The sequence below is a fragment of the Caballeronia mineralivorans PML1(12) genome (assembly GCF_001028175.1).
Classification (GTDB): domain Bacteria; phylum Pseudomonadota; class Gammaproteobacteria; order Burkholderiales; family Burkholderiaceae; genus Caballeronia; species Caballeronia mineralivorans.
In genome coordinates this window covers 57846-83500 of record NZ_AEJF01000209.1, presented here as the reverse complement: position 1 = coordinate 83500, position 25655 = coordinate 57846, and the positions used below count along the sequence as shown (strand labels likewise).

Sequence of the window (25655 nt, the reverse complement as noted above, 5' to 3'; positions counted from 1 at the left end):
TCTCCAATCTCGTGCTGATACAAATTTCGCGTAATCACGCCGAGCCAGATTGCATCGAGAATCAGGAAAATGACCGCCGTAACGGCAAACGCAACGACAAACATCCCGGGCATGGTTGATCCGTTCTTAATTCATTCAAAAACGTGAAATTCCGCGGCGGTGCTGGCTAAACCAACCGCATGGTGTACCGTTAAGGTAAAACAGTTAAGCCCGGTTTAAGCCGTTGCGTGGTTTAATACCCCGGCAAAAATCGGATAATGCGCACGGGCGAAAGCGTGAAGTTTAAAGATCATGCACTGTCGGCCAAACCAGCCGTCAAGCTACGGATTCCAGCTCGCAACAAAGTGTATCGGTGAGCTTGCAATCCGCGCGTCCGGCCCGATTTATCCGACGCGCGGTGCCGTGGGCGCCGCGATTAATCAAACGTTCATCGAATCTTCATCGAACGTTGCTGCCTGGCAGCCGACTTCATTTCGGAGGAAACTCATGTCGCTTTTGGATTCCATCTCGCGCACCGTCAAGGGCCTGCTGAACGACGCCGCCGATACCGTGCAGGACCCGTCGCGCGACGCTCGCCAGATCGTTCGCGAACTCGACGACAGCATCGCAAAGGCCGAGAACTCGCTGATCGAAATCGAGGCGCAGGTTGCCACGCAGCAAAGCAAGCGCGACGTTGCTGCCGAGAAGGCGAAGAAGTATGAAGACGGCGCCAAGCGCGCGCTGCAAAGCGGCGACGAAGCGCTTGCACGCGAAGCGCTGGGCGCGCAGGCAAACGCGGAAACAGAACGCGATGCGCTGGCCGCCGAGTTGGTGACGCTGGTGCCGTCGGTGGATCATTTGAAGCAGCAGATCGACGATATGCGCCAGCGGCGCAACGAGCTCAACTCGCGCTCGAACATTCTTCAGGCCAAGCAGCAGATCGCGACCGCGAAAGATGTCGCGGCGACCGCGCTGGGTGGCATTGGCGGAAAAAACCTGTCGGAAGACTTTCAGAAGCTGGAAGACAAGGTGCAGCTATCGAATGCGCGCTCGGATGCACGGCTGAACTCCGCCGATCAAAAGAGCGGCAAGGCGCTTGAAGACAAACTCGCGGCGCTCACGCGTGGCCCGTCTGTCGAAGACCGTCTGGAAGCGCTCAAGAAACAGATGAATACGCCGGCGCAGTAAGGCGTTGGTTCGTGTCGGCGCGAAGGCTTGCGCCGGGTGCGAACAGCAGGACCAAGGCTTGCGCCCTTGCGGGGCGAGCGCCGAAAAGCGCGGATGAGTGTTCAAGCTGCGCGCAGTCGAAGACGCGGCGGACTACGGAATACCGTGGTTCGCCGCGGGCAGCATTGGGATATTGCATCGAAATGTCGCATGGAATGGAGACGGGTGCGAACGCCCCGGTCCGCTGATGAAAAAATATGTGATGGCTGTGGCTGCATCGCTGATGCTGGTGTCCGCTGCGGCGTTTGCCGTGCCGAGCGCCGCCCAGATCGAGCAGTCGATGACACAAGGCAACTGGCGCCAGGCCGACGCCCAATTGACCGAAGTGCTGCAGGCGCATCCGAACAATGCCAAGGCGCACTATCTGTACGCGCAAGTGCTCGACCGCGAAGGCCGTTCCGCCGACGCGCTCGCTCAGGTTCAACAAGCGCGCACGCTCGATCCCGCTATCAAATTCACCGATCCGTCGCGTTTCAACGCCATGGAAGCCCGTATCCGCTCGGATGCGAACCGCGTGAATTCATCGGTGAATACGTCTACCTCGACGTCCACCGCGGTCACGCGCAATCCGTTCAATCAAGGCGCTGTAGCGGCTCCTGAAAAACACGGACCGTCGATGGGCATGTGGGTGTTGCTCGCGGTCCTGTTCGCCGGCATTGCGCTTGTGCTGCGCTGGGGTCTGAAACGCGCGCGTTCAAACGATGACGGCCAGGCCGATGCCGAACGCCGCACGCAACTCAAGCGCGCAACCGAACTGCTCAACGACGTCCGGTCGCTGAAGCTCGACGTCCGTTTGTCGACACAGCCGGGTCATGAAGCGATGCTTCAGGAAGTCGAAGGCATCGAGACGCAACTGCGCCAGATGGTCGAAGCGCTGTCCAACTCGAAGAACCCTGTGCCGCCGTATGCGATCGAAGATCTGTCGAAGCAGATCGACAGCGTGCGGGCACGTTCGGAAGGCAGACCTGATCCGCGTGCGACAACCGCCCCGGCAACTGCCGATGGTCAGTCAGTTTATGCGCAGGAAGCCGAGCGCTTTGGGCGCAACCCGCAAGGTCAGCCGCCCTACTCGCCTTATCCGCCGCAACCGCAACAACAGCCGCCGGTCATCGTGCAGCAAGGTGGTGGGTTTGGAGGCGGCATGGGCGGATTGCTGACGGGCGTGCTGCTGGGCGAAGCGCTGTCCGGAGGCAACCGCGAGCGCGTGATCGAGCGCGAAGTTCCGGTCGACGACGACGAATTGCGGCGCCGTCGTGGTAACGACAACAACGGTGGCGGTCTCGACTTCGGCAATGGCTCGAACGACTGGAGCGACAACGGTGGCGGCGTCGATCTTGGCAGCAACGATTCCGGCAACTGGGACAACGCCTGAACTGACTGCGCGGCTGCGCCGGATGTTAAAAGGCTCCGGACGAATCAAACAGATTCGTCCGGAGCCCTTTTATTGGCGCCGCCAATTCAACGCGGATTCAAGCCGATACCGTCTTCATCCGCCCCCAAGAAAGCGCAGCAGCGCCCAAAGGAATTTGAAGAATCCAACGATAAATTCCCAGATGCGTTCGAGTTGATCCCAGTTCGCGACACGCATGAGTGCCTCGAACATCATGTCGACCGGGTGCACTGCACGAGATGCCGCGATGCGGATGAAAACGAGGGGTGGCAATGTAAGCGCAACAGCAGGTCAAGGTTCATGACCCGCATGATAGCCGTTACAAACCGCTGCCGTAGATCACGGCCTCTTACCCCGCGTTACCGCCTTCCGGTTCGACTTCGTCGGTGAGCGCTTCTTCCAGGCGCTTGAAGATCCGTTTCGTCGCACCGCGCGCATGCAGCGCGAACAGCAACAGCGATCGTCCGGTTACCTGATAAACCGCGCCCGAATCGAAATCTTCCAGTTCTTCGCGGATCGGCGCATTGGTGTCGATCAGGCAGCTCCACTGGTCGCTGCCTGGAATGTCGGGCAACGTCAGATCCACGACATCGTGATGCGCGTTGAGCACGAGCAATAACGTGGCGTCCGATGCCGGGCGGCGAATGCCCGTTGCCTGCGCGCGGCCGTCGATCACGAGCCCGAAGCAGCGCATCGACGGATCGTCCCACTGTTCCGGCGTCAGTTCCACGCCCGCAGGACTCAGCCATTTCACGTCGGAGAGTTGCAGGTCTTCATGGAACTCGCCTGTCAGAAAGCGTCCGCGACGCAGCACCGGCAGCGTGTGCCGCAAGGTGGTGAGCTTGCGCACGAAGTCGTTGAGCGCGCGGCCATCGTCGTCGATGTCCCAGTTGACCCAGCTGATGTCGTCGTCCTGGCAATACGCGTTGTTGTTGCCTTGTTGCGTGCGCCCGAACTCGTCGCCAGCGAGGATCATCGGCGTGCCTTGCGAGAACAGCAGCGTCGCCAGCATGTTGCGTTTCTGGCGTTCACGTAGCGCGCGGATCTCAGGGTCATCGGTCGGGCCTTCCACGCCGCAATTCCATGAACGATTGTCGGAGCTGCCGTCGTTGTTGTCCTCCCCGTTCGCCTCGTTGTGCTTCTCGTTGTAGGAGACGAGGTCGTTCAGCGTAAAACCGTCGTGCGCGGTGATGAAATTCACGCTCGCCCACGGACGGCGGCCGCGGTGATTGAACTTGTCGCCGGAAGCGGTGACGCGCGTGGCCAGTTCCGCCGCCACGCCCTCCTCGCCCTTCCAGAACTCGCGCACGGTATCGCGGAATTTATCGTTCCATTCGGCCCAGCCCGGCGGGAAACCGCCGACCTGATATCCGCCGGGACCGCAATCCCACGGTTCGGCGATCAGCTTCACGCTGGAGAGAATCGGGTCCTGGCGGCAACTGTCGAGGAAACCGCCACCTTCGTCGAAGCCGTAGGGCTCGCGGCCAAGAATGGTCGCAAGATCGAAACGGAAGCCGTCCACGTTCATCTCCGTCACCCAGTAGCGCAGGCTGTCGGTGACCATTTGCAGCACGCGCGGATGCGACAGGTTGAGCGTGTTGCCCGTGCCGGTATCGTTGATGTAATAACGCTTGTCTTCGGGCAGGCGATAGTACGACGCGTTGTCGATACCCTTGAACGACAGCGTCGGCCCGCGTTCGTTGCCTTCGGCCGTGTGGTTGTAGACCACGTCGAGAATGATTTCGAGGCCGGCTTCGTGGAAGCGGTCGATCATCTGCTTGAGCTCGGCGACCGCGCCCGGGCCAAGCGCAAAGAAGCGCGGATCGGCGGCGAAAAAGCCGATTGTGTTGTAGCCCCAGTAGTTGGTGAGGCCTTTATCGGTGAGATGACTGTCGTTCACGAACGCATGGATGGGCAGCAGTTCTACCGATGTCACCCCCAGGCTCTTGATGTGCTCGATCACCTCCTTCGTGCCCAATCCCTCGAACGTGCCGCGCAAATGTTCGGGCACGGCCGGGTGGCGCTTCGTGTAACCGCGTACGTGGGTTTCGTAGAAGATCGTCTGTTCCCAGGGCACGCGAACGCGCGTCGGGTGAACCCACGAAAAGTTCTGGTCGACCACCTGGCACTTTTGTACGAACGGCGCGCTGTCGCGTTCATCGAACGTGAGGTCGTCGCCATCCGCGTTCAGGGTGTAGCCGAACACCGCGGGGTCCCATTTCAGCTCGCCCACATGCGCCTTGGCGTACGGGTCGAGCAACAGCTTGTTCGGATTGAATCGGTGCCCGTTCTCCGGCTCGTACGGACCATGCACGCGATACCCATAGACCGCGCCCGGCTTCAAACCGAATAAGTAGACGTGGAAAACTTCATCGGTGTATTCAGGCAATTCGATGCGTTCGAGTTCCTTTTCGCCGCTGTCCTCGAAGAGGCACAGTTCGACTTTCGTGGCGTGCGCGGAGAACAAGGCGAAGTTGACGCCCTCGCCGTCCCAGGTCGCGCCCAGGGGAAACGGCGAGCCTTCGGCAATGCGGATATCGTGTCCCATGTATGCGGGTGTCCAGGTGTTGGGTGCTTCAATCGATGTGGTGATGGGTGCTTCAGCCTGCCTATGCCGCGAACGTTGGCAGGGCATGGGGCGACGGGTCTTCGCGTTACCCATGCAACGCCCATCCGAGGCCCACGGGCAGAAGAAAGAGCAGGTTTCGTGCCCATCGGAGAGCGTCCATTTCGGACAGCTTCCGGCTGCTCACGCTTTCCGATACTGTCCCTATTCTGCAGCTTCGCCGTTCTGGAAAACTCGCCGTCTGCGCGTTTGGGAGCGTTTGGGAGCGTTTGGGAGCGTTTGGGAGCGTTTGGGAGCGTTTGGGAGCGTTTGGGAGCGTTTGGGAGCGTTTGGGAGCGTTTGGGAGCGTTTGGGAGCGTTTGGACCCGGGGACTGTACGAAATCGCCGTTGGCGCGCATCGTGTTGATCTGCTGCCGTAGTCGGGCTGACCATAGTGTCCAACCGATCGCACCGCATACGCCATCGCTCAACCGGAGGAAAGCCGTCTTGCCCACCCATCCCGCTTCACCTGCGAATCCACCGATCAACCTGGCCGGCACGTCCATCGGCAACGCTGAGGAAAGCCGCGTTCTTGGCCGTTCTCTGCGCGACTCGGTCCCTTTCGACGCGCACGCCTCCTGGAAGCCGGAAGACGACCGCCCCGGCCCCGTTGCGCGCGTGCTCGCCAACAACGCTGGCCGGCAGGAACGGCTGATTCCGCTTCGCATGTCGCGCATGGCCGCGTCTCCGTTTGCGTTCCTGCGCGGCGCGGCGACCGTGATGGCGTGGGATCTCGCGCGCACGCCGTCCATTGGGCATCATGTGATGATCGACGGCGACGCGCATCTGAACAATTTCGGCCTGTTCCGCACGCCCCGGCAGGATGTCGTCTTCGACCTGAACGACTTTGATGAAACGCTGGTCGCTCCATGGGAATGGGACCTGAAACGGCTTACTGCCAGCATCAACGTGGCGGCGCGCGAAAACGGAGTCGATGCCGCCGGCCGCGAGCGCGCCGTACGATCCGTCTGCGCAGCCTATCGGACCACGATGTCAACGCTGGGACAGGTCCCCGCCTACGAGCTGTGGCAAATGCGTTCGTACGCGAGCGTGTTGCATATCGAAGCACCGGTCACGCTGGATTCAACCGAGAAGGCGACCATTGCGAAGGCCGTCGAGCGCGCGACCAAGCACAGTCACGCGACGATGCTGGCCCGCGTTGCCGAGCCGGACGGCAAAAGCTGGCGTTTTCGTGAGGATCCGCCAATCCTCACGCAGCTTGACGCGGCGCAGAAAAATCACGTTATAGAAGGGCTGCACGGGTACTTGCATACCATCGCGGGGGAATGGCGCACGATGCTCGAACGCTACGATGTAGTCGATGTCGCGCATCGCGTGGTGGGTGTCGGCAGTGTCGGCACACGCGCGTACCTGTTGCTGTTGATCGGGCGGGCTCACGGAGATCCGCTCTTCATGCAGGTGAAGGAAGGCATTGTGCCGGCAGCGGCGCCGTTCGTGCCGGCGATGCCCGAGCCGTTCAGCCATCAGGGGCGGTGCGTGGTGCACGGCCAACGCCTGCTGCAAAGCTCCTCTGATCCGCTGCTTGGCTGGACGACCATCTCGGGCCGCGATTTCTACGTGAGGCAGATGAAGAACATACGCGGCTCGATTCCGGTCGAGTGGCTGCACGGCGCGACCTTCGACTTTTACGCCTGGTGCCTCGGCCTGCTGCTGGCCCGCGCACATGCGCGAACGGGCGATGCGGCACTGATCACCGGCTATTGCGGCAGCTCGGATCGCCTCGATGCAGCCTATGCCCGATGGGCTGAAAACTATGGCACGCAGACCGTCGCGGATCACGCTGCGTTCGTCCAGGCGATCGCGCAGGGCCGTGTGACAGCCGCGCCGCCAGAAAAAGCGTAGCGCTGCGGGTCCGGCCCAAACTTCAAGGCAAGGAGAGCGGGATCGATCCGCCAAGCCTTATCCAATCAGCTGATGACGTCAAAAAACCCGGGACGCAAATGCTACCGATTCGCTATCATTGCCGTTATCCGTTTCAAAACGGTGAGAGCCTGCACAGAAAAGCAAAGGCCAGGAGGGCGGCTCGAAACCCGGTCGTCGTCTAATGGCACATCCCTTGCTGCCGATTCTTATGAACTTAATGGAGGAAGCCACGCATGAGCATGATTCAGGAGTTCAAGAGCTTCGCCCTCAAGGGCAACGTGATGGATTTAGCTGTCGGTGTGATTATCGGCGGCGCGTTTTCGACCATCGTCAATTCGATCGTTAAGGATCTGATCATGCCGGTGGTGGGGCTGGTCACGGGCGGTCTTGATTTTTCCAACATGTTCATCAAGCTTGGCAACATCCCACCCACTTTCAAGGGCAATCCCGACTCGTACAAGGACTTGCAGACCGCGGGTGTCGCCGTGATCGGTTATGGCTCGTTCATCACCGTACTGATCAACTTCATCATCCTGGCGTTCATCATTTTCCTGATGGTCAAGTTCATCAACAAGCTGCGCAAAGCGGAAGAACCGCCGCCTGCCGCAACGCCGGAAGACGTGCTGCTGCTGCGTGAAATTCGCGATTCGCTTAAGGCCGCGCCGCGCGTCTGACCTGAAACGGCGTCGGTTCAGAAGGGCCCGCAACGGTCGTCGCGGGCTTTTTCATTTTTGGGTGCAATCCCGGGGCGAGTGGCTTTCATGACGCGCGTTTGAATTTTCCTAGTGATTTTTCGTCGCGGCGGGGTTTCGTAGGTCTATTATTGAGACTGAATGCCATGCGAGCCGCAGCAGGGTTATCGGCATGATTCGTGCGGCGCCGCGGGGCCGGTCGAGCCTGACCTGCCTGCGGTGTCCTAACCTGAATCGCCGTGAATCCACCACTTCGATGTGCTATAAAAGATCGATGTGTCCAGACAAACGAGCGGCCCGCCAGACGGGAGTGGCCGCATGAGGACGCTGCGTTTTTTGCAATTCTTTTTCAGGCGAATTTTTATGTCCTTCCCGAAAAAGCGTAGACGCGCAAAGGTCGACGGTGACGAGTCTTTCCTCGCCGTGCTTAGGCATTTCAAGCCGTTCGGCCAGCTTGATACCAAAATTGCACGCGCCCGCGCACAGGATGAGCCGGTGTTGTATGCGCATGTGCTGCCAGGGCTCGACGTGCTTCTTTGCAGCGTTCGCGGTGCGCAGCCGCCTTATCCGGCGGTGGACGAGCTGCGTCGCCGATGCATTGAATGCATTACGAACGCGCTGGAGCAACCGCTCGATGGGTTGGAAAATGGCGGTTACTGGTATGAAGCCAACGGCTTCGGATTTCTGGTGTTTGCCAGCCGGGCACGGACGCAGATCTTGAGCGAATTCGGCGCGTCGGCGAGTGCGCGCACGAGGCGCGGCGCGCGCCGGCAGGATGCGGGGGATGCGGCATCACGATTGAGGTAAGGTTTTCGTGCGGGGTTTCGCTGGCGCCGGTGGCTGATGGTGATCAAGAAATCAGCTAACTCAGACAGACCACTAACACCGAAAGCAGCAACCCTGCCTCCCCGGACCGCAAACCCCGAAACCACCACCCCGGGGCCAACCCAGAACTACCAGCGCCAAAACCCCAAAAACTGTCCGCCGGCGCGAGCACCCCACCCAACAAACCCCAAGTGCGAACGCCCCTCCCCAGGCGCATGATTTGCTGCATTCGCTCAGACAGCCAAAGGAGAAACCATGACCGACCACGTCTACAAGCAAATCGAACTCACCGGATCGTCGACCCAATCAAGCGATGATGCAATTCGCGTCGCGCTCGAAAAAGCATCGAAAACGCTCCGCAACCTGCACTGGTTCGAAGTCATCGGCACGCGCGGCCAAGTAGAAAACGGCAAGGTCGCCCACTGGCAAGTCACGCTTAAAGTTGGACTGCGAATCGACGATTAAGATTAATTTCGACGCAGACAACAAAGGCCGCGCTTCATCGAAGCGCGGCCTTTTCTTATGCGTCATGCTATTTCTTATGACGTAAATGTCGACAAGCAACAGGTAAGTTTTGCGAACCGCAAGTCTCCTCGCGGCTTTGCAAAAAGCACCGTTCGTGAATTACTTCGGCAGTACCCCGTCCACGCCTTCCACGTACCAATTGATACGTTGCAATTCAGGATCGGTCAGATTCTGGCCAGCCGCAATCTTGACCGCACCCGACTGATCCTTGACCGGTCCCATGAACACGTCCCACTTGCCGCCCTGCAGCTGTTCACGCTTGGTCTCGACAGCCTGCATCGCCTTGGCCGGCACCACCGCCGTATTCATGTCCTCGATATCCACCGCCTTCTGCGGCATCCCCAGCCAGACCGGATCGGTCTTGACCTTGCCGTCCAGAAGCTGCTGGACCATCGTGTTGTAATACACACCCCAGTGCGACACCACCGAGCCCAAATGCGCACTCGGACCGAACTTCTTCATGTTCGAATCCCAGCCGAATGCGTAGACCTTCTTCTCGGCAGCCGTCGCCAGCGTCGCGTTCGAATCCGTGTTCTGCAGCAGCACATCGGCACCCTGCCCGATCAGCGTCTCCGCCGCCTGCTTTTCCTTGCCCGGATCGAACCAGCTATTGATCCAGATCACTTTCGTATGGATCTTCGGATTCACCGAACGAGCGCCCAACGTGTAGGCGTTGATATTGCGAATCACTTCGGGAATGGGCACCGACGCCACGAAACCCAGCGTGTTCGTCTTCGTGACGTAACCCGCCGCGACGCCAGCGAGATACGCGCCCTGGTACATGCGGTTATCGTAGACGCCGAAGTTTTTCGCCTTCTTGTAGCCCGTCGCGGTCAGGAACGTGATGTCCGGATAGTCGCGCGCCACCTTCAACTGGAAGTCCTGGTAACCAAAACTCGTCCCGACGATAACCTTGTTGCCCTTCGCGGCCAGATCGCGGAATACGCGCTCCGAGTCCGCCGATTCCGGCACGTTTTCAACGCGCGTGATCTTGATCTTGCTGCCGTACTTGGCCTCTACTTCCTTCGTACCGGCGTCGTGTGCAAAGGTCCAGCCTGCATCGCCGGGATTGGAGAGGTAGACGAACGCAATGCCCGGTGCATCGGCGGCCTGCGCGGGGCCGGCGACCATCGCGGCGGATAACGCGAGCATCGTGCCCACGGCTCCCGCTGCGCCCAAGGTGTTCAGCCAGCTTTTTTTCATCGTGATTCTCCTGTCGATGGTTTGATGTTGTTTATGAAAATCGTGGTGCAATGTCGTCGGCCGAAATCGGGCCGTGAATCCAGTCTTGAATCTGGGGGTGAATCGGACTGCAAGCTTGCCTTTCATGTGCGCCGCTGCTTGCAGCGAATGCGCAACGGACCGCGGCGGAGCCCGATTTGCCACGTCTGCAGGACCGAACCGGGGCCGTGAACAGCCAGCCATTCGCCTCCGGTCTACCTCGACCGGCTGCGAAATTTCGCCGTTCGAGCCGAAGCCAATCCCGCCCGCATCAGCTAGCCGCAAAAAACGGCTTGCCGAGCGACGCCGGCGCATTCAGCTTGATCGTGTTCGGATTGCGCGAGATCAGCACCAGCACAACGATCGTCGCAATGTACGGCAGCATGGCGAGGAACTGCGTCGGGATGGGCACGCCGATAGCCTGCGCGTAGAACTGCAGCGCCATTACCGCGCCGAACAGCAACGCACCGATCAGCAGCCGCCCCGGCCGCCACGTGGCGAACACGACCAGCGCCAGCGCGATCCAGCCGCGACCCGACGTGAGCTGTTCCTGCCACAAATGCAGGTAGACGATCGAGTAATAACCACCCGCGATCCCCGCCATACCGCCGCCGAAAAGCGTCGCACCATAACGCACGCCGACTACCGGAAAACCCACGGAATGCGCGACCGCAGGCGACTCGCCCACCGAGCGCAATACCAGCCCGGCGCGGGTTCTATACAAAAACCAGCCGATCACGCCGAACATGATGAACGCGAGATAACCGAGCGGCGTCAGCGTGAAAAACGCCGGGCCTATTACGGGAATGGAGGAAAGGCCGGGAATCGGCAGCACATCGATAGTTGCGCGCACCGCCGCCGACGTATAAGGCTTGCCGATATACGCCGAGAATCCAATGCCGAAAATGGTCAGCGACAAGCCGGTAGCAACCTGGTTCGCCAACATCGTGATAGTGAGGAACGCGAACACGAGCGACATCAGCACGCCCGCAACGATCGCGCCAAGAATGCCAAGCCACGGATTGCCGGTGATCGCGGTCACCGCATAACCGGTCACGGCGCCCATCAGCATCATGCCTTCCACGCCGAGGTTCAATACCCCCGACTTCTCCGCAACAAGCTCACCGGCACCGGCGAACATCAGCGGAATGGCTGCCACAACGGCGCTGGAGGAAAGCGAGCTGGCCTGATTAATGTCCATGGTTTTATCTACGAATGTGCGTGCGCCGCGACCCGGCGCCGCACGCGATAGTTGACGAACAGGTCCGCGCCCAGAAGGCAAAACAGCAACAATCCCTGGAACACCCCGGCGAGCGCCTGCGGCAATTGCAGCGACGTCTGCACCGCTTCGCCGCCGAGATAAAGCAACGCCATCAAGAGGCTCGCGAGCACGATGCCGACCGGATGCAGCCGTCCGACAAACACCACGATAATTGCCGTGAAACCGTACCCCGGCGACCAGCCCGCCTGCAATTGCCCGATCGGTCCGGCCACTTCGCCCATGCCCGCCAGCCCGGCGAGACCGCCGCTCAGAAGCAGCGAGGTCCAGATGGCTTTTTTATCGGAGAAACCGGCGTAGCGGGCGGCCAGCGGCGCCAGCCCACCCACGTTCATCCGATACCCCGCGAAACTCTTGCGCATGAACAGCCACACGAGCGGGATCGCGATCACCGTCAGGAACACGGACGCATTGATTCGCGTGCCTTTCAGCCACGCCCAGCCCCAGTCGCTATAGAGCCGCGGGAACTGCGCCGAATCGCCGAACATCGCGGAGATCGGGAAATTCATGCCCTCAGGATCGCGCCACGGACCGCTGACCAGATAGATCAGCAACTGCGTCGCGACGTAAGTGAGCATCAGGCTCGTCAGGATTTCGTTGGTGTTGAAGCGGCTCTTGAGCAGCGCCGGAATCGCGGCCCACACCATGCCGCCGATCACGCCGCCAATCATCATCAGCGGAAGGATCCACCAGCCGGTGGCATCGCCGACATGAATCGCTATGCCGCCCGCCACGATCCCGCCAAGCAGCATCTGCCCTTCCGCGCCGATGTTCCACACGTTCGCCCGATACCCGACCGCAAGCCCGAGCGCAATCAGACACAGCGGCGACGCCTTCAGCACAAGCTCGGACCAGCCATTCACGTTCGACAGCGGCTCGATAAAAAATCCGTGCATCGCGCGCAGCGGATCCTGGCCCACCAGCGTAAAAATCAGAAAACCGATAATCAGCGTCAGCACCGCGGCGACCAGCGGCACGGCAATCTGCATGGCGCGCGACGGCGTCGGCCGCGCTTCGAGTCGATAAGGAAAATTCATTGTGTCGGAGCCGTGGTGTCGAGGGCGACGGTGTCGGCGCGGTTGCCATCGAAGAGACCGGCCATGAAAAGGCCGATTTCTTCTGCGTTTGTCAGGCCGGTCTCGCGGACCGGGGAAAGCTTTCCGCGTGCGAGGACGGCGAGGCGGTCGCAGATATCGAAGAGTTCTTCCAGCTCCTCCGATATCACGAGGATTGCCACGCCGCGTGCAGCCAGATCCAGCAGTTGCTGACGGATGAAACCCGCTGCGCCGACATCGACGCCCCAGGTCGGTTGCGCGACGACGAGCACCTTCGGCTCCTGCAGGATCTCGCGTCCCACGATGAACTTCTGCAAATTGCCGCCGGATAAACTTTGCGCGAGCGCGCCGTTGCCGCCGCAGCGGACATCGAAGGCGCTGATGCAGCGGTCGGCGAACGCGCGCATGGCCTTCGTGCTGATCCAGCCGCCGCGCACCATGTGTTCGCGATGCCCGGTCAGCAGCGCATTCTCCGCCAGCGACATGGCCGGTACCGCGCCGCGCCCGAGGCGTTCTTCCGGAACAAAGGCGAAGCCGAGCGCGCGCCGTCCGCCCGCGCTGTAGCGTGCCGCTGGCTGGCCGACGATGCTGATGGCATCGGCGGGAATGTGTTTATCGCGGATCTCGCCTGACAGCGCGGCCAGCAATTCGGCCTGCCCATTCCCCGATACCCCCGCGATGCCGAAAATTTCTCCCGCATGAACCGAGAACGAGACGTTCTGCAGCGACGTACCGAACGGATCAGCGCTTGCGACAGACAGGTTCTTTACTGCGAGTTTCACATCGCCCGGCGTGTGTTCGCGGCGCGTGTAGTCGGGCAGCGAATGGCCGACCATCAGTTGTGCGAGCGATGCATGCGTTTCCTTGCGCGGATCGACGCGGCCCGTCACGCGGCCACCGCGCATGACCGTCGCGGTCTGGCACAGCGCCTGGATTTCGTCGAGTTTGTGGCTGATATAAAGAATGCTGCAGCCTTCCGATGCCAGCCGTCTCAACACCGTAAAGAGCTTTTTAACCGCTTGCGGCGTGAGCACGGACGTCGGTTCGTCCATGATCAACAGGCGCGGGTTCTGCAGCAGGCACCGCACGATCTCCACGCGCTGACGTTCACCCACCGCGAGACTATGGACGTGGCGTTGCGGATCGACATCGAGCCCGTAATCCGCCGACACCTCGCGAATCCGCTTGCCGAGCGTCTTCAGATCGAATTTATCGTCAAGCGCGAGGGCGATGTTCTCGCCCACCGTCAGCGTCTCGAACAGCGAAAAGTGCTGGAACACCATGCCGATGCCAAGCTTTCTCGCCGCCGCCGGACTGCCGATCTCGACCAGCTCGCCCTCCCAGCGAATCTCGCCTTCGTCCGGACGCACCGCGCCGTAGATGATCTTCATCAGCGTCGACTTGCCCGCACCGTTCTCGCCGAGCACCGCGTGGATTTCACCCGGTTCGACGATGAGCGTCACGTCGTCGTTGGCCTTGACGGCGGGATATTGCTTGCTGATGCCGTGGAGCGCGAGGCGCGAGGTAAGCGCACCGCCCGGCTGAATGGATGAGGAAATGGCGTCGCCCATGAAGACTCAGAAAGTGCGGAAATTGCGCAAAACCGGAGTGACCGGCATGGCAGCAACGGAAACAAGCAGTCTGCGAGCAAAAGATACCCAAAACGGTGCGGGTCGTCGATTGCTCAAAATTGTGCGCGCAATTAGCAACAGCACGGTGTTGCGTCCGATGCAACGAACGTGCTTGCGGGTATGCCCAGCTTGACGTAAACAATGTGTCATATTAAAAACGATATGTTTTGTACCTTGGTCGATCAGCCTGACCGTATATTGGAGAGAAGATGAGTCAGCAACGCGAAGCGATCGACACTTACCTGTTACGCGTCCTTCACACCCTCTTGATGGAGCGCAGCGTCACGCGCGCGGCCGTCAAGCTCAATCAATCGCAACCCGCTATCAGCGCGGCGCTCAGGCGTCTGCGCGACATCACCGGCGATCCGCTGCTCGTGCGCGGCAAAGCGGGCATGGTGCCGACCGAATACGGCCTGCGCCTGCTCGAACCGACGCAAAACGCGCTGCGCGAGATCGAACGCATCAAAGTTCAGCAGCACAACTTCGAACCTTCCACATCCGTGCGCTGTTATCGCATCGGCTGCCCGGACTATCTGAACGTGCTGTTCGTACCGACCGTTGTGGAGCGCTTTCGCATTGCCGCGCCTAACGCCACGCTCGAATTCCATTCGCTCGGTCCCGCTTTTGACTACGAACTCGCGCTGGAGGAAGGCAAGCTCGATATTGTGGTGGGCAACTGGCCCGAGCCGCCGGAACAACTGCATTTGTCGAATCTTTTCGTGGACAAGATTGTCTGTCTCGTCAGTTCCAATCATCCGTTCGCCCGCCGCGGCGCGCTCACGCTCGATCAATATCTCAACGCACCGCACCTCGCGCCCACGCCGTATTCCGTCGGCCAGCGCGGCGCAATCGATGTGCATCTGGCACGCGAGCGCCTTAAACGCCATGTGGTCGTCACGCTGCCCTACTTCAATCTCGCGCCGTACGTGCTGATCAAGTCGGACCTCGTGTTCACCACCACACGTCTCTTCGCCGATCACTACGCCAAGTTCTTGCCGCTGACCGTCGTGCCCGCGCCGCTCGATTTCCCGCCGATGCAGTACTACCAACTGTGGCACGAGCGCTGCCACTACTCCGACGAAGTGCGCTGGCTGCGCCACCTCGTCGCCGATGCCACCCGCTCGCTGATCGAAGCGCCTTAGCCTTAGCCTTGGTTAGCTGACCATTGATATAAGCTGGCCCGCCAGCCGGTTATGACGTTCGACGATCGGACCAAGATCGACGGTCGTCAACTGGCCGTGGCGTACAACCACCTTGCCGTCGATAACACTCGTCGATATCTGCGACGGCGCGCACAACACCAGCGCCGCGACGGGATCGTGCAGCGCGCCCGCGAAGCCGTGCTGGCTCAGATCGAAGGAAACGAAATCCGCCGCCATGCCCGGTGCCAACGCGCCGATATCGTCGCGGCCCAGCACCTTCGCGCCACCCAGCGTCGCGATTTCAAGCGCTTCGCGTGCGCTCATGGCATCCGGTCCGAAGCCCACACGCTGTAGCAGCAACGCTTGCCGCACTTCGGCGACCATCTGCGCGCCATCGTTAGATGCCGATCCGTCGACGCCTATACCGACCGGCACGCCGGCATCGCGCATCGCCCGGATTGGCGCGATGCCCGACGCGAGCCGCATGTTCGAACACGGACAATGCGCGACGCCCGTGCCCGTGCGCCCGAACAACTCGATACCCGCGCGGTCCAACTGCACACAATGCGCGTGCCAGACATCCGGTCCAACCCAGCCGAGATCTTCCGCATACTCAGCCGGCGACATGCCGAACTTCTCGCGGCTGTACGTGACATCGTTCACGTTCTCGGCCAAGTGCGTATGCATCGATACCCCGTATTCCCGCGCCAGCACCGCCGAGTCGCGCATCAACTCGCGGCTGACCGAGAACGGCGAACACGGTGCGACGACCACGCGCAGCATCGCGTAACGGCCGTCATCGTTGTACGTTTCGATCAAGCGCTGCGTGTCCTTCAGGATCGCGTCTTCTTTCTCTACCACCGAATCGGGCGGCAAACCGCCGTCCTTTTGCCCGACGCTCATGCTGCCGCGCGCCGCGTGAAACCGCATACCAATCTGCTGCGCCGACACGATGCTGTCATCCAGGCGCGCGCCGTTCGGATAAATGTAGAGATGATCGCTCGACGTCGTGCAGCCAGAGAGCAGCAGTTCCGCCATGGCGGTGAGCGTAGAAACCTCGATCATCTCGGGCGTCAGGTTCGCCCAAATCTTGTACAGGCTGGTAAGCCAGCCGAACAATTCGGCATTCTGCGCAGCCGGCACGGCGCGCGTGAGGCTCTGATACATGTGGTGGTGCGTATTGACCAGACCGGGAATCACCAAGTGGCCTGACAGGTCGAGCACTTCATCCGCTTGCTGCGGCAAGTCGCTTGTCGGTCCCACCGACACAATGCGATTACCCTCAATAAACAAACCACCATCGCGAATCTCTCGCCGCGTCTCGTCCATGGTCACGAGCACTTGCGCGTTCTTCACCAGCAAGGTCCTGGGCTTCTGTTGCATGTCGATCTCCGATCTTTCACTGTTTTACCGAGGGCGCAAAAGCACCGCTTTGATTCGCGCCAATTACCCGGTTACCCAGCGTCGATCGCCGTCTTCGGGATGCCCAGCCAGCCGCGCTGTGCAAGACGCTACTGTCCGTAGCCAAAAAGCCCCTGACAATGCGAACACTGCCATAGTTGTCTTCACAGACTCGATATGATCGCGAATTTTGGCTCGCGTAGCATCGGCGGGAAGCGATGAAAAAGGGCTCGAACGTGGTGGTTTTGCTCGCAGTTTGTATGGCCTGCGCTCATGTGCTGTAGATTATTTTGCTTATCGCGGGCGTTATGGTCACCGCAACTTTTTACAATACTGGACACGGCGCGCATCCTCTCACGCCGACGGGTATGTAGCCACGCTTGTGGAGCCTCGATCCGCCGCTGAATGCCAGAACACAGACGGTTCGATGCGCAGCCGCTCCTCGCACACTATAAGGACAACGCGAATGGGCAAGCTCACTACCCACGTACTCGATACCGCGCACGGCCGCCCCGGCGCCGGCATCAAGGTCGAACTTTTCGTGCTAACCGGCGATGCCCGGCGCGCGCTCCTCACCACGCACACGAACGCCGACGGCCGTTGCGACACCCCGTTGCTACAGGACGACGCGTTCGTCACAGGTGAATACGAACTGGTGTTTCACGCCGGCGATTACTTTGCAGCCAGTGGCGTAACGCTGCCTGAGCCGCGCTTTGTGGATCGGGTGGTGTTGCGCTTTGGCATCGCCGATGCGACGTCGCACTATCACGTGCCCCTGCTAGTCTCGCCTTGGGCTTACAGCACGTATCGCGGCAGCTGAGGTTTTTCCTGGCGCCAGGTCAATCTGGCTGACGCTTTTTCATCCGGCGTCCGTCCGATGTGTGGATAACAGAATTCGTAGTGGAGACGTTTCATGCAAGGTTTTATTGTCGACTGGCTGAATCTCGCGTTGCGCTGGTTGCATGTGGTGGTGGCGATCGCGTGGATTGGCGAGTCGTTCTATTTCGTAGCACTCGACAACAGCCTGAAGCCGCCGAAAGATCCGGCTGCGACCAAGCGCGGCGTGTTTGGCGAGTTGTGGCATGTGCATGGCGGCGGTTTTTACAACATGCAGAAGTACACGGTCGCGCCGCCGAACATGCCCGACGACCTGCACTGGTCGAAGTGGCCGTCGTACACCACGTGGATGTCGGGCTTTGGCCTGTTCATGGTGTTGTATCTGTTCTCGCCGAGCACGTATCTCATCGATGAGAACGTGCTCGATATGGGGCCTGTGGTTGCCGTTTCAGCGGCGCTGGGATTCTTGCTCGCAGGCTGGATTGTGTATGACTCGCTGTGCCGGGTGCTGGGCAATCGCGACGGCTTGCTCGGAATCTGCGTGGGCGCTTACGTGGTCATCGCGGCGTGGCTCGCATGTCACGTGTTCGCGGGGCGTGCTGCCTATCTGATTACGGGTGCGACGTTGGCCACGATCATGTCGGCGAACGTGTTTTTCGTGATCATCCCCGGTCAGCGCAAGATGGTCGAAGCCATGCTCAAGGGCGAAGTGCCCAATGCCATTTACGGCAAGCGTGGCAAGCAGCGTTCAGTGCACAACACGTATTTCACGTTGCCGGTGGTGTTCGTGATGTTGTCGAATCACTACGCGATGACTTATACGCATCCGTATAACTGGGCTGTATTGCTGATCATCATGTTGGCCGGCGCGCTGATCCGGCAGTTCTTTGTGATGCGGCATCGCGGGCAGGTGTTGTGGTATTTGCCGGTGATTGGCGTGTTGCTGATGTTTGGCGCGTTTGCGTGGACCATGCCGAAGGGGGTGCCGACCGTGGCGGCGGGTACGCCGGCGGTTCACATCGCCGATATTGCGCCTGTTTTGCAGCAGCGGTGCGCAACCTGTCATGCGGCGCATCCCACGATGATGGGCGCGGCTCCGGCCGGGGTTTTGCTTGATACGCCGGAGTCTATTTCGTTGAATGCGCAGCGGGTGTATCAGCAGGCTGTGGTGTTGAAGGCGATGCCGCTGGGGAATGTCACCCAGATGACCGATGGCGAGCGGCAGAAAATTGCCGCGTGGTTTCAGGGTGGTGCTTTGAAGTAGGCGTCAGGAGATGAATAGCGCCAAAGCAGCACGATTTTCTGGCTCGCATTGGCGCATAACTTAAAGACAGGAACCGGCAGGCGCCAGCCGGTTTCTTCCTTTCACGAAGCAGGTTGCGCTTCGGGGAAATGCCACTTCCCGTTCAACACCTCGGGCCGAGGACGATACAGCCGAGCCATGTAATTCCACCCCAACGTGATCGGCAAGCAGTTGACAGTCTTTGCATCGCAACTGCCGACTGGATCTTGATAGAACCGTCAGCGCCCTTCTTCGCGGTACTGTTGTTGAGCGAGTAGGCGCCGTACTTGTTCGGCTCGTAGTAGCCTTTGGCGTCGTAGACACTCACTGACCAGAAGCCGTCGACGGGCACGTCACCGGCCCGAAGTGTGTAGATGATTTTTCCGTCGTTCCTGGCTGGCGTGAAGTTGAGATAGGTTGCATCCTTGTCCGGATTACCTCCCCAGGCTGCCGCTGCTCCAACCAGGCGTCGCACCGGATCGACCTCCTCTCTCGTGCCGAATGCGCCTTTGAAGTCTGGAATTGTCGACGCCAGGATCAACAGGGCATCGCGCACCTTCTTTTGGCTAAACGCGTCCCACTTATCAGAAACGTTAACGGAGTGCAATCAATGCGATGCGGCGAATGGCACCACTATTTTCGGCAGTATTGATTGGCGAGAACCGTGCTTTCAGGAGGAGGCGGATTCCAGATTGCTGTCGCTGACAACGAACACCGAGGCGTCGTCAACGACTTCTGGTTCCGATACGCCAGAGGACCTGGCAATTCCCGGCCCGACAAGGGCAAAGGTGGAAAGTACTTGTTCGTTACGCCGGACTCAAGGCGAACTGCCCTCGTCCGGCTACCGCATCCCCGTTGCCATCACGGAAACATCAACCAACCGACGCGAGCGAGAAACTCTCGTCCATCTCGTCCATTAACCACACCGGTTCATCGAGCTGGACCTCGTTAAGGTTGGCCCCCTCCCCACCCCGATCAACCACGATAAAATCGCTCACTTCGCCAAGTGCGATCAACGGGTGATGCCAAACGCCCTTGGCATAATTCACCCCTTGCCATCCACGCGTAACGAATCCGCGAATAGCAGATTCATCAAGCTCTCCAGCCGGCGCGACAACGACAAGATACGGCCGATCGTTGAGCGGCAAAAACGCCTGACTTCCCAACGGATGCCGCTCGAGCATCGACACTTCAAAGGGTAGAACCCGTGGCTGCCCGCGAAACAGATTCACGATAGGCCGGCCGCCTTCATCGTCTACATCGATACGGGCAAGATCGTGGAAACGAATTGTCGTCCCGAGATTAATCGGAATCTGCTTCGCGCCCTCAAGCTCGATCACGTCGCCGAACGGCTCGAACGCTGAGCGCGTCAACGGTTCAATCGCCAACTTTTTCATCGCAAAGCCTGTCTCAAACCAGCGTGCCAAACAACCGCAACCGCGATACGCCGCCGTCCGGATAAATGTTGAACCGCACATGCGTGACAGGACCCAACGCAGCCAGCTCCGACTCGAACACATGCTGCTTGTCCATCTGCAACTTCTGCTCGCCAAGCAACACCGGCCAGAACATCGCCTGGGTCACAAGCGAGCTGTCCGTTCCACCCTTCACATACGCGGCCTGCAACGAACACCGGTCAGGATAATTGCCCTTGAAATGCGCGGTATCCACTTCGATCTTCTTGATCACGCCCGGCTGAGCAAGCGCCACGATGCACCAGTCATTGCCTGGCTCACGACGCCGCCGCGTCTCCCAGCCATCGCCCATGTTCGCGCCGCGTCCCGGCATCAGCAAGGTCGAAGCCGGTCCGAAATGCTGATTGTTCGCACCAACGATGTACGCGCCATTTTCCATGGCGGCGAGATCAAACAACTCGCTGCGGCTCGCGCTGCTCCAGTCAAGTTGCGGCTGTCCATAGACGCGCAATCTCGCGATACCGCCATCCGGGTAAATGTTCACGCGCAGATGCGTGAACGCCTGCTCGCGGGCGATGTCGACGTAATGATGCGTGTTCCCCTGCAACGTCATGGACGGCACGACCTCGGTCCATTCAGTCGCCTGCGTCGGCGCACCGTCAACCACGTGCGCACCCTCTATGGACGCGGCCGGCGGAAAGTTGCCCGTGAAGTGGCTCGTGTCGATGTCGATACCCTTGATCACACCCGGCCGCGCCAGTTTCACCACGCACCAGTCGAAGCCGCTCACGCGCTTGCGACGCGTTTCCCAGCCGTCCATCCACTTGCCGTTATCGTCGTATTTGCCCACGATAAACACCGCCGGCTCCGGATTCAACATACGCTCTTTCGGCGCGAAAAATTCGTCGCTGGCTTCGAGCGCCTGCGCACCAAGCCGGGGGTCCGCGAGGTTCACATAACGGCGCGTGAATTCGGGCGCGTTGGCATCGAGTGTCGGTAGGGCCATGATGTTTCCTTGTAAGGTTTTGAAGGGGGTGCGCGGCGTTCAGGCCGTCAGCAAATCGTCGAGCCTGAAGCGCGCTATCCGGTAAATTTGCTGCAGGCTTTCGCGCAACTCGATGTCGCGGCCGTGATGCAGGCGCGCCTCAAAGTTCGCGATGATGCCGTGGCGATCGAACCCGCGCACAGCCAGGATGAAGGGAAAACCGAACTTCTCGCGGTACGCGGCGTTAAGGGCCTGCAACCTGTCGAACTCTTCCTGCGTGCACAGATCGAGGCCGGCGCCGCTTTGCTCGCGCGTGGATTCATCGGTGAGTTCGCCGCGCACCGCGGCCTTCCCGGCGAGCTCCGGGTGAGCGTTGATCAATGCAAGTTGCCGCGCGTCGCTTGCATTATTCACGGCGGCCGTCATGGTCTCGTAAAGCGCGTCAATATTCGCAAACGGTCTCTTTGACACCGCCTCTTCCGCCACCCATCGCGAATGTTCAAAGATACCGGCAAGAGCCCCAACAAACGCATCCGCGTTCAGAGCATTGAGTTGATCCAGGGTCATTCGTGCAGTGGTCATTACGCGCTCACTCCAGCCGTGCCTTCGTATGGATGATGCTCGCGCCAGTGCCGCGCGATATCCACGCGCCGCGTCACCCACACGCGATCGTATTGCTCGATGTGGTCGAGGAAACGTTGCAGCGCGCGAAAGCGTCCCGGACGCCCCAGCAACCGGCAATGCATGCCGATGGACAACATCTTCGGCGCTTCGCTGCCCTCTTCGTAGAGCACATCGAACGCGTCGCGCAGGTACGTGAAAAATTGCTCCGCCGTGTTGAAACCTTGCGGCGTGGCAAAACGCATGTCGTTGGTGTCGAGCGTATAAGGCACGATCAGTTGCGGCACCTTCGCGCCACCGCTGACCTCCACGTCCATCCAGAACGGCAGGTCGTCGCCGTAATAATCCGAGTCGTACAGAAAGCCGCCATGCTCCGCCACCAGCCGGTGCGTATTCGGGCTGTCACGCCCGGTGTACCAGCCGAGCGGCCGCACGCCCGTCACGCGCTCGATAGCCTCCATACCAAGCCGCATGTGTTCCGCTTCCTTCTCCGGCGACATATCCTGATAGTGAATCCACCGATACCCGTGGCACGCAATCTCATGCCCCAGTTCGACAAATGCACGACCGAGATCCGGGTGACGCTCGATCGCCATGCCGACGCCGAACACAGTCAGCGGCAAGCCGCGCTTTTCAAATTCGCGAAGGATCCGCCAGACGCCGGCGCGCGAGCCGTATTCGTAGATGGATTCCATGCTCATGTGACGCGACGGATAAGCCGCCGCGCCGACGATTTCCGACAGGAACTGTTCCGATGCCGGATCGCCATGAAGTACGCAGTTCTCCCCGCCTTCCTCGTAATTCAGCACGAATTGCACGGCAATGCGTGCGTCGCCGGGCCAATTTGGCTGCACGGGATACCGGCCGTAGCCGATCAGGTCGCGTGGGTACTTCGATTCATTCGACATGGCTGGATGAGTGCGTAGAAGTCGATGGAGCCGCACACGGTTAGAGACCCGCGCGACGATGGGTCAGTTTAGCGAAAACACATCGCCGCGCCCATATTCATACGCAGATATTGCCTGTCAGGCGAGATGTATGGTCCGGGGGTTTTATTTGGGTTTACCTGGGCTATAGGGCGCTAACGCGCCGTCGTATTGCTTCGCTAAGGGGCGTGCATAATCGCCGCGTTTCGACGTTCGCAGCTTTAGCGCAATCAACGCTTCCGCCCATTTCACTGCCGTTGTCACGCCCTCTATGACTGGCGCGCCGATCGCATCCTCGATCTCGTGGCAGAACTCGGCCATGCCCGCACAGCCCAAGACGATGGACTCCGCATCGTCTTCCGCCAAGGCACGGCGACACTCATCGATGATGATCGAACGCGCCTTCGAGCCGGGGATATCCAGGTCCAGAACCGCTACGTCGGTTGCGCGAACGTTCTTGCAGAAACGCTTCATGCCGTAGCGTTCCGCCAGATGCCACGACATCGTGCAAGTGCGCTTCAAGGTCGTCACTACGGTGAAGCTCGGTGCTATGACGCTCGCTGCATGCATAGCGGCTTCGGCTATGCCTATGACCGGACCTTTCGATAACTCTCTTGCCGCGTACAGCGCCGGGTCGCCGAAGCAGGCTATGACGTAACCGTCCATGCCCTCTTTCTCGCCCTTTTCTATCTCCTGCAGCAACGCTAGCGAGGCAAGCGCTTCATCGTAGTAACCCTCGATGGACGGCGGCCCCATCGACGCGCTTACCGAGATTATTTCTGTTCCTGTTGATGCTACTTCCCGCGCACAACGATCCATCGCCAACGTCATGCGTTCAGTTGTGTTCGGGTTAATCAGCTTGATGCGCATTTGGTTTGCCTTTTTGGTTCTTGCCAGCGCTGTTTGATTCGGATTGCGTAGCGCTTCCCTACACCGTGCCTAGCCAACGGAAGCCATCGCACCCTTGGGTTCGCAGATGCGATGGCTGCCTGATCCTGTCCTCAGGCAAAGTTAGACACTGATTTTTTGTCCGCGATGATCCTGTAAAACAGCGCGCCCAACCCTGCTCCGATAAACCAAGAGAAGTTGCCCGCGCCCTCCAACGAAGGAATCATCACGCATGCTACTGCAATGGCCGCCGCCGGCAACAATGCCGCCACCGCACGCCAATTCACACCGTTGCTATACCAGTAACGACCCGTCTCCGACGTTGTGTACAACTCCTCCACCTTGAACTTGCCACGCTTCATCAGGTAGAAGTCCACGATCAGCACGCCGTACAACGGACCAATGAAACTGCCAAGCACGTCGAGCGTGTAGTGGATCACTGCAGGGTTGTTGAAGAGGTTCCACGGGGTGATGAAGATCGATGCCACCGCGGCCATCATGCCGCCCATCCGCCAACTGATCAGACGCGGCGCGACGTTCGAGAAATCAAACGCCGGCGAAACGAAATTCGCCACGATGTTGATACCGATCGTCGCGATGGTGAAGGTCAACGCGCCCAGGATCACCGCGGTCGGTTGGTCGATACGCCCTACCGTTTCCACGGGGTCTGTGATCAATTGGCCGAAGACCGGCAAGGTCGCCGCCGTCGTGACAACCGTCACCAGCGAGAACGCCAGGAAGTTGACCGGCAAGCCCCAGAAGTTGCCGCGCTTCACGCTCTTGAAACTCCGGCAGTAACGCGAGAAGTCGCCGAAATTCAGCATCGGCCCGGAGAAGTACGAGACCACCAGGGAGATTGCCGTGATCATGACCGGCACCACTTCCATGCCGTGGTATTTCACGCCACCCAGATTCAAGCCGATGTTACGCCAGCCCGCACGCCACACCATGTAGCCCGCCAGGATGAACATGACCACATAGACCGCCGGACCCGCGAAGTCGATGAACTTCTTGATCATCTCCATCCCGCGCCAGAACACCACTGCCTGCAATACCCACAGCAACATGAATCCAGCCCAGCCCAGTGCCGATAACCCGACAAAGCCATATTTATGGACGTCGGCATAAGGCAACCATTGCGGCACAAATTTCAGCACCACGATCACCAGCGCACTCGACGCCAGAAACGTCTGGATGCCATACCATGCCACGGCGATCAAGCCGCGAATCACTGCAGGAAGGTTCGCACCCAGCACGCCAAAGGTCACCCGGCACGCCACCGGATACGGCACGCCCGCCTGCTGGCTCGGCTTTGCTATCAGATTGCACAACAGGTTCACAATGCCAATTCCAACTAGCAATGAAATCAGCACTTGCCAGCTCGTCAGCCCCAATGCAAACAAGCTCCCCGCGAACACATAACCGCCCACGCTATGCACATCCGACATCCAGAACGCGAAGATGTTGTATGCGCTCCACGTCTGATGTTTGAGCGGTGCGAGGTCGTCGTTGTAAAGCCGGTCGCTGTATCCAACCGGATGCTCAGGATTCCTACCTGAATCGTCACCGTAAGAAGGTATTGCAGCACTACCCGGGGTCGCACTGAACTGAACCATGACTTCTCCTTGAATGAGCTCGGCAATCAAGCCGCGAATAGTCGACTTCGTATAGCAATACGCACCATCGCGTCGTCAACGCGCAGCGCTTTCTTGTCGGTATTGGCTAACCGTCCGGCAGCCGCAGACAAACCCGCGTCCGGACGCAATTCATCCACTCGGCACGCGCAACAACGCGCGAGCGTCCACGGAAAAAGCATGGTGAAAGACCACGCATTCATTGAATGC

General features: G+C 59.9%; 24 protein-coding genes. 9 read left to right on the top strand and 15 right to left on the bottom strand.

The genetic code is table 11. From position 1 onward, the window contains the following. Positions 1-104 (bottom strand): DUF2177 family protein (locus EOS_RS49390; protein WP_047896773.1); only part of this gene is annotated, 104 nt, incomplete at its 3' end. A 382-nt stretch (positions 105-486) separates the two neighbouring features. Between EOS_RS49390 and EOS_RS34905 the strand changes: the two genes are divergently transcribed. Both EOS_RS34905 and EOS_RS34900 read left to right on the top strand, forming a co-directional pair. Further along, on the top strand, positions 487-1167 hold the full coding sequence (locus EOS_RS34905; RefSeq protein ID WP_047896785.1) for a PspA/IM30 family protein: 681 nt from the start codon (positions 487-489) through the stop codon (positions 1165-1167). A gap of 226 nt (positions 1168-1393) precedes the next feature. Beyond that, a complete protein-coding gene (locus EOS_RS34900; RefSeq protein WP_047896784.1) occupies positions 1394-2578 on the top strand; it encodes a tetratricopeptide repeat protein in 1185 nt (394 codons plus the stop codon). 114 nt (positions 2579-2692) lie between these two features. Here EOS_RS34900 and EOS_RS47280 read toward each other — a convergent pair whose 3' ends face one another. Both EOS_RS47280 and glgX read right to left on the bottom strand, forming a co-directional pair. Then, on the bottom strand, positions 2693-2869 hold the full coding sequence (locus EOS_RS47280; RefSeq protein ID WP_160312560.1) for a hypothetical protein: 177 nt from the start codon (positions 2867-2869) through the stop codon (positions 2693-2695). A gap of 76 nt (positions 2870-2945) precedes the next feature. Further along, the gene (gene glgX / locus EOS_RS34895) at positions 2946-5144 is read right to left on the bottom strand and encodes a glycogen debranching protein GlgX (protein WP_047896772.1); all 2199 of its coding nucleotides are present in this window, start codon (positions 5142-5144) and stop codon (positions 2946-2948) included. 505 nt (positions 5145-5649) lie between these two features. On the opposite strand from glgX, the gene EOS_RS34890 reads away from it, so the two are divergent. The 4 genes from EOS_RS34890 to EOS_RS34875 all read left to right on the top strand — a co-directional run bounded on the left by EOS_RS34890 (position 5650) and on the right by EOS_RS34875 (position 9068). Next, positions 5650-7065, top strand: a complete 1416-nt coding sequence (locus EOS_RS34890) for a DUF2252 domain-containing protein (RefSeq protein WP_053064138.1) — start codon at positions 5650-5652, stop codon at positions 7063-7065. 254 nt (positions 7066-7319) lie between these two features. Then, the gene (gene mscL, locus EOS_RS34885; protein ID WP_047896771.1) at positions 7320-7760 is read left to right on the top strand and encodes a large conductance mechanosensitive channel protein MscL; all 441 of its coding nucleotides are present in this window, start codon (positions 7320-7322) and stop codon (positions 7758-7760) included. A 336-nt stretch (positions 7761-8096) separates the two neighbouring features. Beyond that, positions 8097-8585 carry a hypothetical protein gene (locus EOS_RS34880; protein ID WP_047896770.1) on the top strand — a complete coding sequence of 163 codons (489 nt, stop codon included), beginning with the start codon at positions 8097-8099 and terminating at the stop codon, positions 8583-8585. A 273-nt stretch (positions 8586-8858) separates the two neighbouring features. Then, positions 8859-9068, top strand: a complete 210-nt coding sequence (locus EOS_RS34875) for a dodecin (RefSeq protein WP_047896769.1) — start codon at positions 8859-8861, stop codon at positions 9066-9068. Positions 9069-9227: 159 nt separating this feature from the next. On the opposite strand, the gene EOS_RS34870 is transcribed toward EOS_RS34875, so the two are convergent. The 4 genes from EOS_RS34870 to EOS_RS34855 form a co-directional block, all read right to left on the bottom strand. Beyond that, on the bottom strand, positions 9228-10331 hold the full coding sequence (locus EOS_RS34870) for a BMP family ABC transporter substrate-binding protein (protein ID WP_047896768.1): 1104 nt from the start codon (positions 10329-10331) through the stop codon (positions 9228-9230). Between the two features lie 289 nt (positions 10332-10620). Continuing rightward, positions 10621-11550, bottom strand: a complete 930-nt coding sequence (locus EOS_RS34865; RefSeq protein WP_047896767.1) for an ABC transporter permease — start codon at positions 11548-11550, stop codon at positions 10621-10623. A gap of 8 nt (positions 11551-11558) precedes the next feature. Beyond that, complete coding sequence (locus EOS_RS34860; protein ID WP_047896766.1) at positions 11559-12665, bottom strand: ABC transporter permease; 1107 nt, start codon at positions 12663-12665, stop codon at positions 11559-11561. Then, positions 12662-14254, bottom strand: a complete 1593-nt coding sequence (locus EOS_RS34855) for an ABC transporter ATP-binding protein (RefSeq protein WP_047896765.1) — start codon at positions 14252-14254, stop codon at positions 12662-12664. The genes EOS_RS34860 and EOS_RS34855 overlap by 4 nt, the downstream gene beginning before the upstream one ends. Before the next feature lie 269 nt (positions 14255-14523). Between EOS_RS34855 and EOS_RS34850 the strand changes: the two genes are divergently transcribed. Next, the gene (locus tag EOS_RS34850) at positions 14524-15456 is read left to right on the top strand and encodes a LysR substrate-binding domain-containing protein (RefSeq protein ID WP_047896764.1); all 933 of its coding nucleotides are present in this window, start codon (positions 14524-14526) and stop codon (positions 15454-15456) included. Between the two features lie 12 nt (positions 15457-15468). Here the strand turns inward: EOS_RS34850 and EOS_RS34845 are convergent, their stop codons facing one another. After that, on the bottom strand, positions 15469-16839 hold the full coding sequence (locus EOS_RS34845) for an 8-oxoguanine deaminase (protein ID WP_047896763.1): 1371 nt from the start codon (positions 16837-16839) through the stop codon (positions 15469-15471). A gap of 484 nt (positions 16840-17323) precedes the next feature. Here EOS_RS34845 and uraH point away from each other — a divergent pair, with 484 nt between their 5' ends. Then, on the top strand, positions 17324-17677 hold the full coding sequence (uraH, locus tag EOS_RS34840) for a hydroxyisourate hydrolase (protein WP_047896762.1): 354 nt from the start codon (positions 17324-17326) through the stop codon (positions 17675-17677). Positions 17678-17770: 93 nt separating this feature from the next. Continuing rightward, on the top strand, positions 17771-18958 hold the full coding sequence (locus EOS_RS34835; protein ID WP_047896761.1) for a urate hydroxylase PuuD: 1188 nt from the start codon (positions 17771-17773) through the stop codon (positions 18956-18958). Between the two features lie 142 nt (positions 18959-19100). Here the strand turns inward: EOS_RS34835 and EOS_RS34830 are convergent, their stop codons facing one another. The 7 genes from EOS_RS34830 to EOS_RS34800 all read right to left on the bottom strand — a co-directional run bounded on the left by EOS_RS34830 (position 19101) and on the right by EOS_RS34800 (position 25427). Further along, positions 19101-19532: a DUF1214 domain-containing protein gene (locus tag EOS_RS34830; RefSeq protein WP_326972967.1), complete on the bottom strand. Its 432-nt coding sequence runs from the start codon at positions 19530-19532 to the stop codon at positions 19101-19103. Positions 19533-19848: 316 nt separating this feature from the next. Beyond that, positions 19849-20373 carry an ureidoglycolate lyase gene (locus EOS_RS34825; protein ID WP_047896760.1) on the bottom strand — a complete coding sequence of 175 codons (525 nt, stop codon included), beginning with the start codon at positions 20371-20373 and terminating at the stop codon, positions 19849-19851. Between the two features lie 13 nt (positions 20374-20386). Continuing rightward, positions 20387-21397 carry an allantoicase gene (alc, locus tag EOS_RS34820; protein WP_047896759.1) on the bottom strand — a complete coding sequence of 337 codons (1011 nt, stop codon included), beginning with the start codon at positions 21395-21397 and terminating at the stop codon, positions 20387-20389. A gap of 39 nt (positions 21398-21436) precedes the next feature. Continuing rightward, positions 21437-21958 carry a 2-oxo-4-hydroxy-4-carboxy-5-ureidoimidazoline decarboxylase gene (uraD, locus tag EOS_RS34815; RefSeq protein ID WP_047896758.1) on the bottom strand — a complete coding sequence of 174 codons (522 nt, stop codon included), beginning with the start codon at positions 21956-21958 and terminating at the stop codon, positions 21437-21439. Next, positions 21958-22905, bottom strand: a complete 948-nt coding sequence (gene puuE, locus EOS_RS34810) for an allantoinase PuuE (protein ID WP_047896757.1) — start codon at positions 22903-22905, stop codon at positions 21958-21960. Before puuE ends, uraD begins: the two co-directional genes overlap by 1 nt. Positions 22906-23049: 144 nt before the next feature. Continuing rightward, positions 23050-23793, bottom strand: coding sequence for an aspartate/glutamate racemase family protein (locus tag EOS_RS34805; protein ID WP_047896756.1), 744 nt, complete (start codon positions 23791-23793; stop codon positions 23050-23052). 131 nt (positions 23794-23924) lie between these two features. Then, positions 23925-25427, bottom strand: coding sequence for an NCS1 family nucleobase:cation symporter-1 (locus tag EOS_RS34800; protein WP_047896755.1), 1503 nt, complete (start codon positions 25425-25427; stop codon positions 23925-23927). Positions 25428-25655: the final 228 nt, after the last annotated feature.

Coding starts and splice junctions, on each gene's coding strand:
- puuE (WP_047896757.1), bottom strand. CDS start 22,905: ATGTCGAATGAATCGAAGTACCCACGCGACCTGATCGGCTACGGCCGG.
- EOS_RS34825 (WP_047896760.1), bottom strand. CDS start 20,373: ATGAAAAAGTTGGCGATTGAACCGTTGACGCGCTCAGCGTTCGAGCCG.
- glgX (WP_047896772.1), bottom strand. CDS start 5,144: ATGGGACACGATATCCGCATTGCCGAAGGCTCGCCGTTTCCCCTGGGC.
- EOS_RS34855 (WP_047896765.1), bottom strand. CDS start 14,254: ATGGGCGACGCCATTTCCTCATCCATTCAGCCGGGCGGTGCGCTTACC.
- EOS_RS34835 (WP_047896761.1), top strand. CDS start 17,771: ATGCAAGGTTTTATTGTCGACTGGCTGAATCTCGCGTTGCGCTGGTTG.
- EOS_RS34875 (WP_047896769.1), top strand. CDS start 8,859: ATGACCGACCACGTCTACAAGCAAATCGAACTCACCGGATCGTCGACC.
- EOS_RS34850 (WP_047896764.1), top strand. CDS start 14,524: ATGAGTCAGCAACGCGAAGCGATCGACACTTACCTGTTACGCGTCCTT.
- mscL (WP_047896771.1), top strand. CDS start 7,320: ATGAGCATGATTCAGGAGTTCAAGAGCTTCGCCCTCAAGGGCAACGTG.
- uraD (WP_047896758.1), bottom strand. CDS start 21,958: ATGACCACTGCACGAATGACCCTGGATCAACTCAATGCTCTGAACGCG.
- EOS_RS34880 (WP_047896770.1), top strand. CDS start 8,097: ATGAGGACGCTGCGTTTTTTGCAATTCTTTTTCAGGCGAATTTTTATG.
- EOS_RS34860 (WP_047896766.1), bottom strand. CDS start 12,665: ATGAATTTTCCTTATCGACTCGAAGCGCGGCCGACGCCGTCGCGCGCC.
- uraH (WP_047896762.1), top strand. CDS start 17,324: ATGGGCAAGCTCACTACCCACGTACTCGATACCGCGCACGGCCGCCCC.
- EOS_RS34865 (WP_047896767.1), bottom strand. CDS start 11,550: ATGGACATTAATCAGGCCAGCTCGCTTTCCTCCAGCGCCGTTGTGGCA.
- EOS_RS34805 (WP_047896756.1), bottom strand. CDS start 23,793: ATGCGCATCAAGCTGATTAACCCGAACACAACTGAACGCATGACGTTG.
- EOS_RS34905 (WP_047896785.1), top strand. CDS start 487: ATGTCGCTTTTGGATTCCATCTCGCGCACCGTCAAGGGCCTGCTGAAC.
- alc (WP_047896759.1), bottom strand. CDS start 21,397: ATGGCCCTACCGACACTCGATGCCAACGCGCCCGAATTCACGCGCCGT.
- EOS_RS34800 (WP_047896755.1), bottom strand. CDS start 25,427: ATGGTTCAGTTCAGTGCGACCCCGGGTAGTGCTGCAATACCTTCTTAC.
- EOS_RS34900 (WP_047896784.1), top strand. CDS start 1,394: ATGAAAAAATATGTGATGGCTGTGGCTGCATCGCTGATGCTGGTGTCC.
- EOS_RS34845 (WP_047896763.1), bottom strand. CDS start 16,839: ATGCAACAGAAGCCCAGGACCTTGCTGGTGAAGAACGCGCAAGTGCTC.
- EOS_RS34870 (WP_047896768.1), bottom strand. CDS start 10,331: ATGAAAAAAAGCTGGCTGAACACCTTGGGCGCAGCGGGAGCCGTGGGC.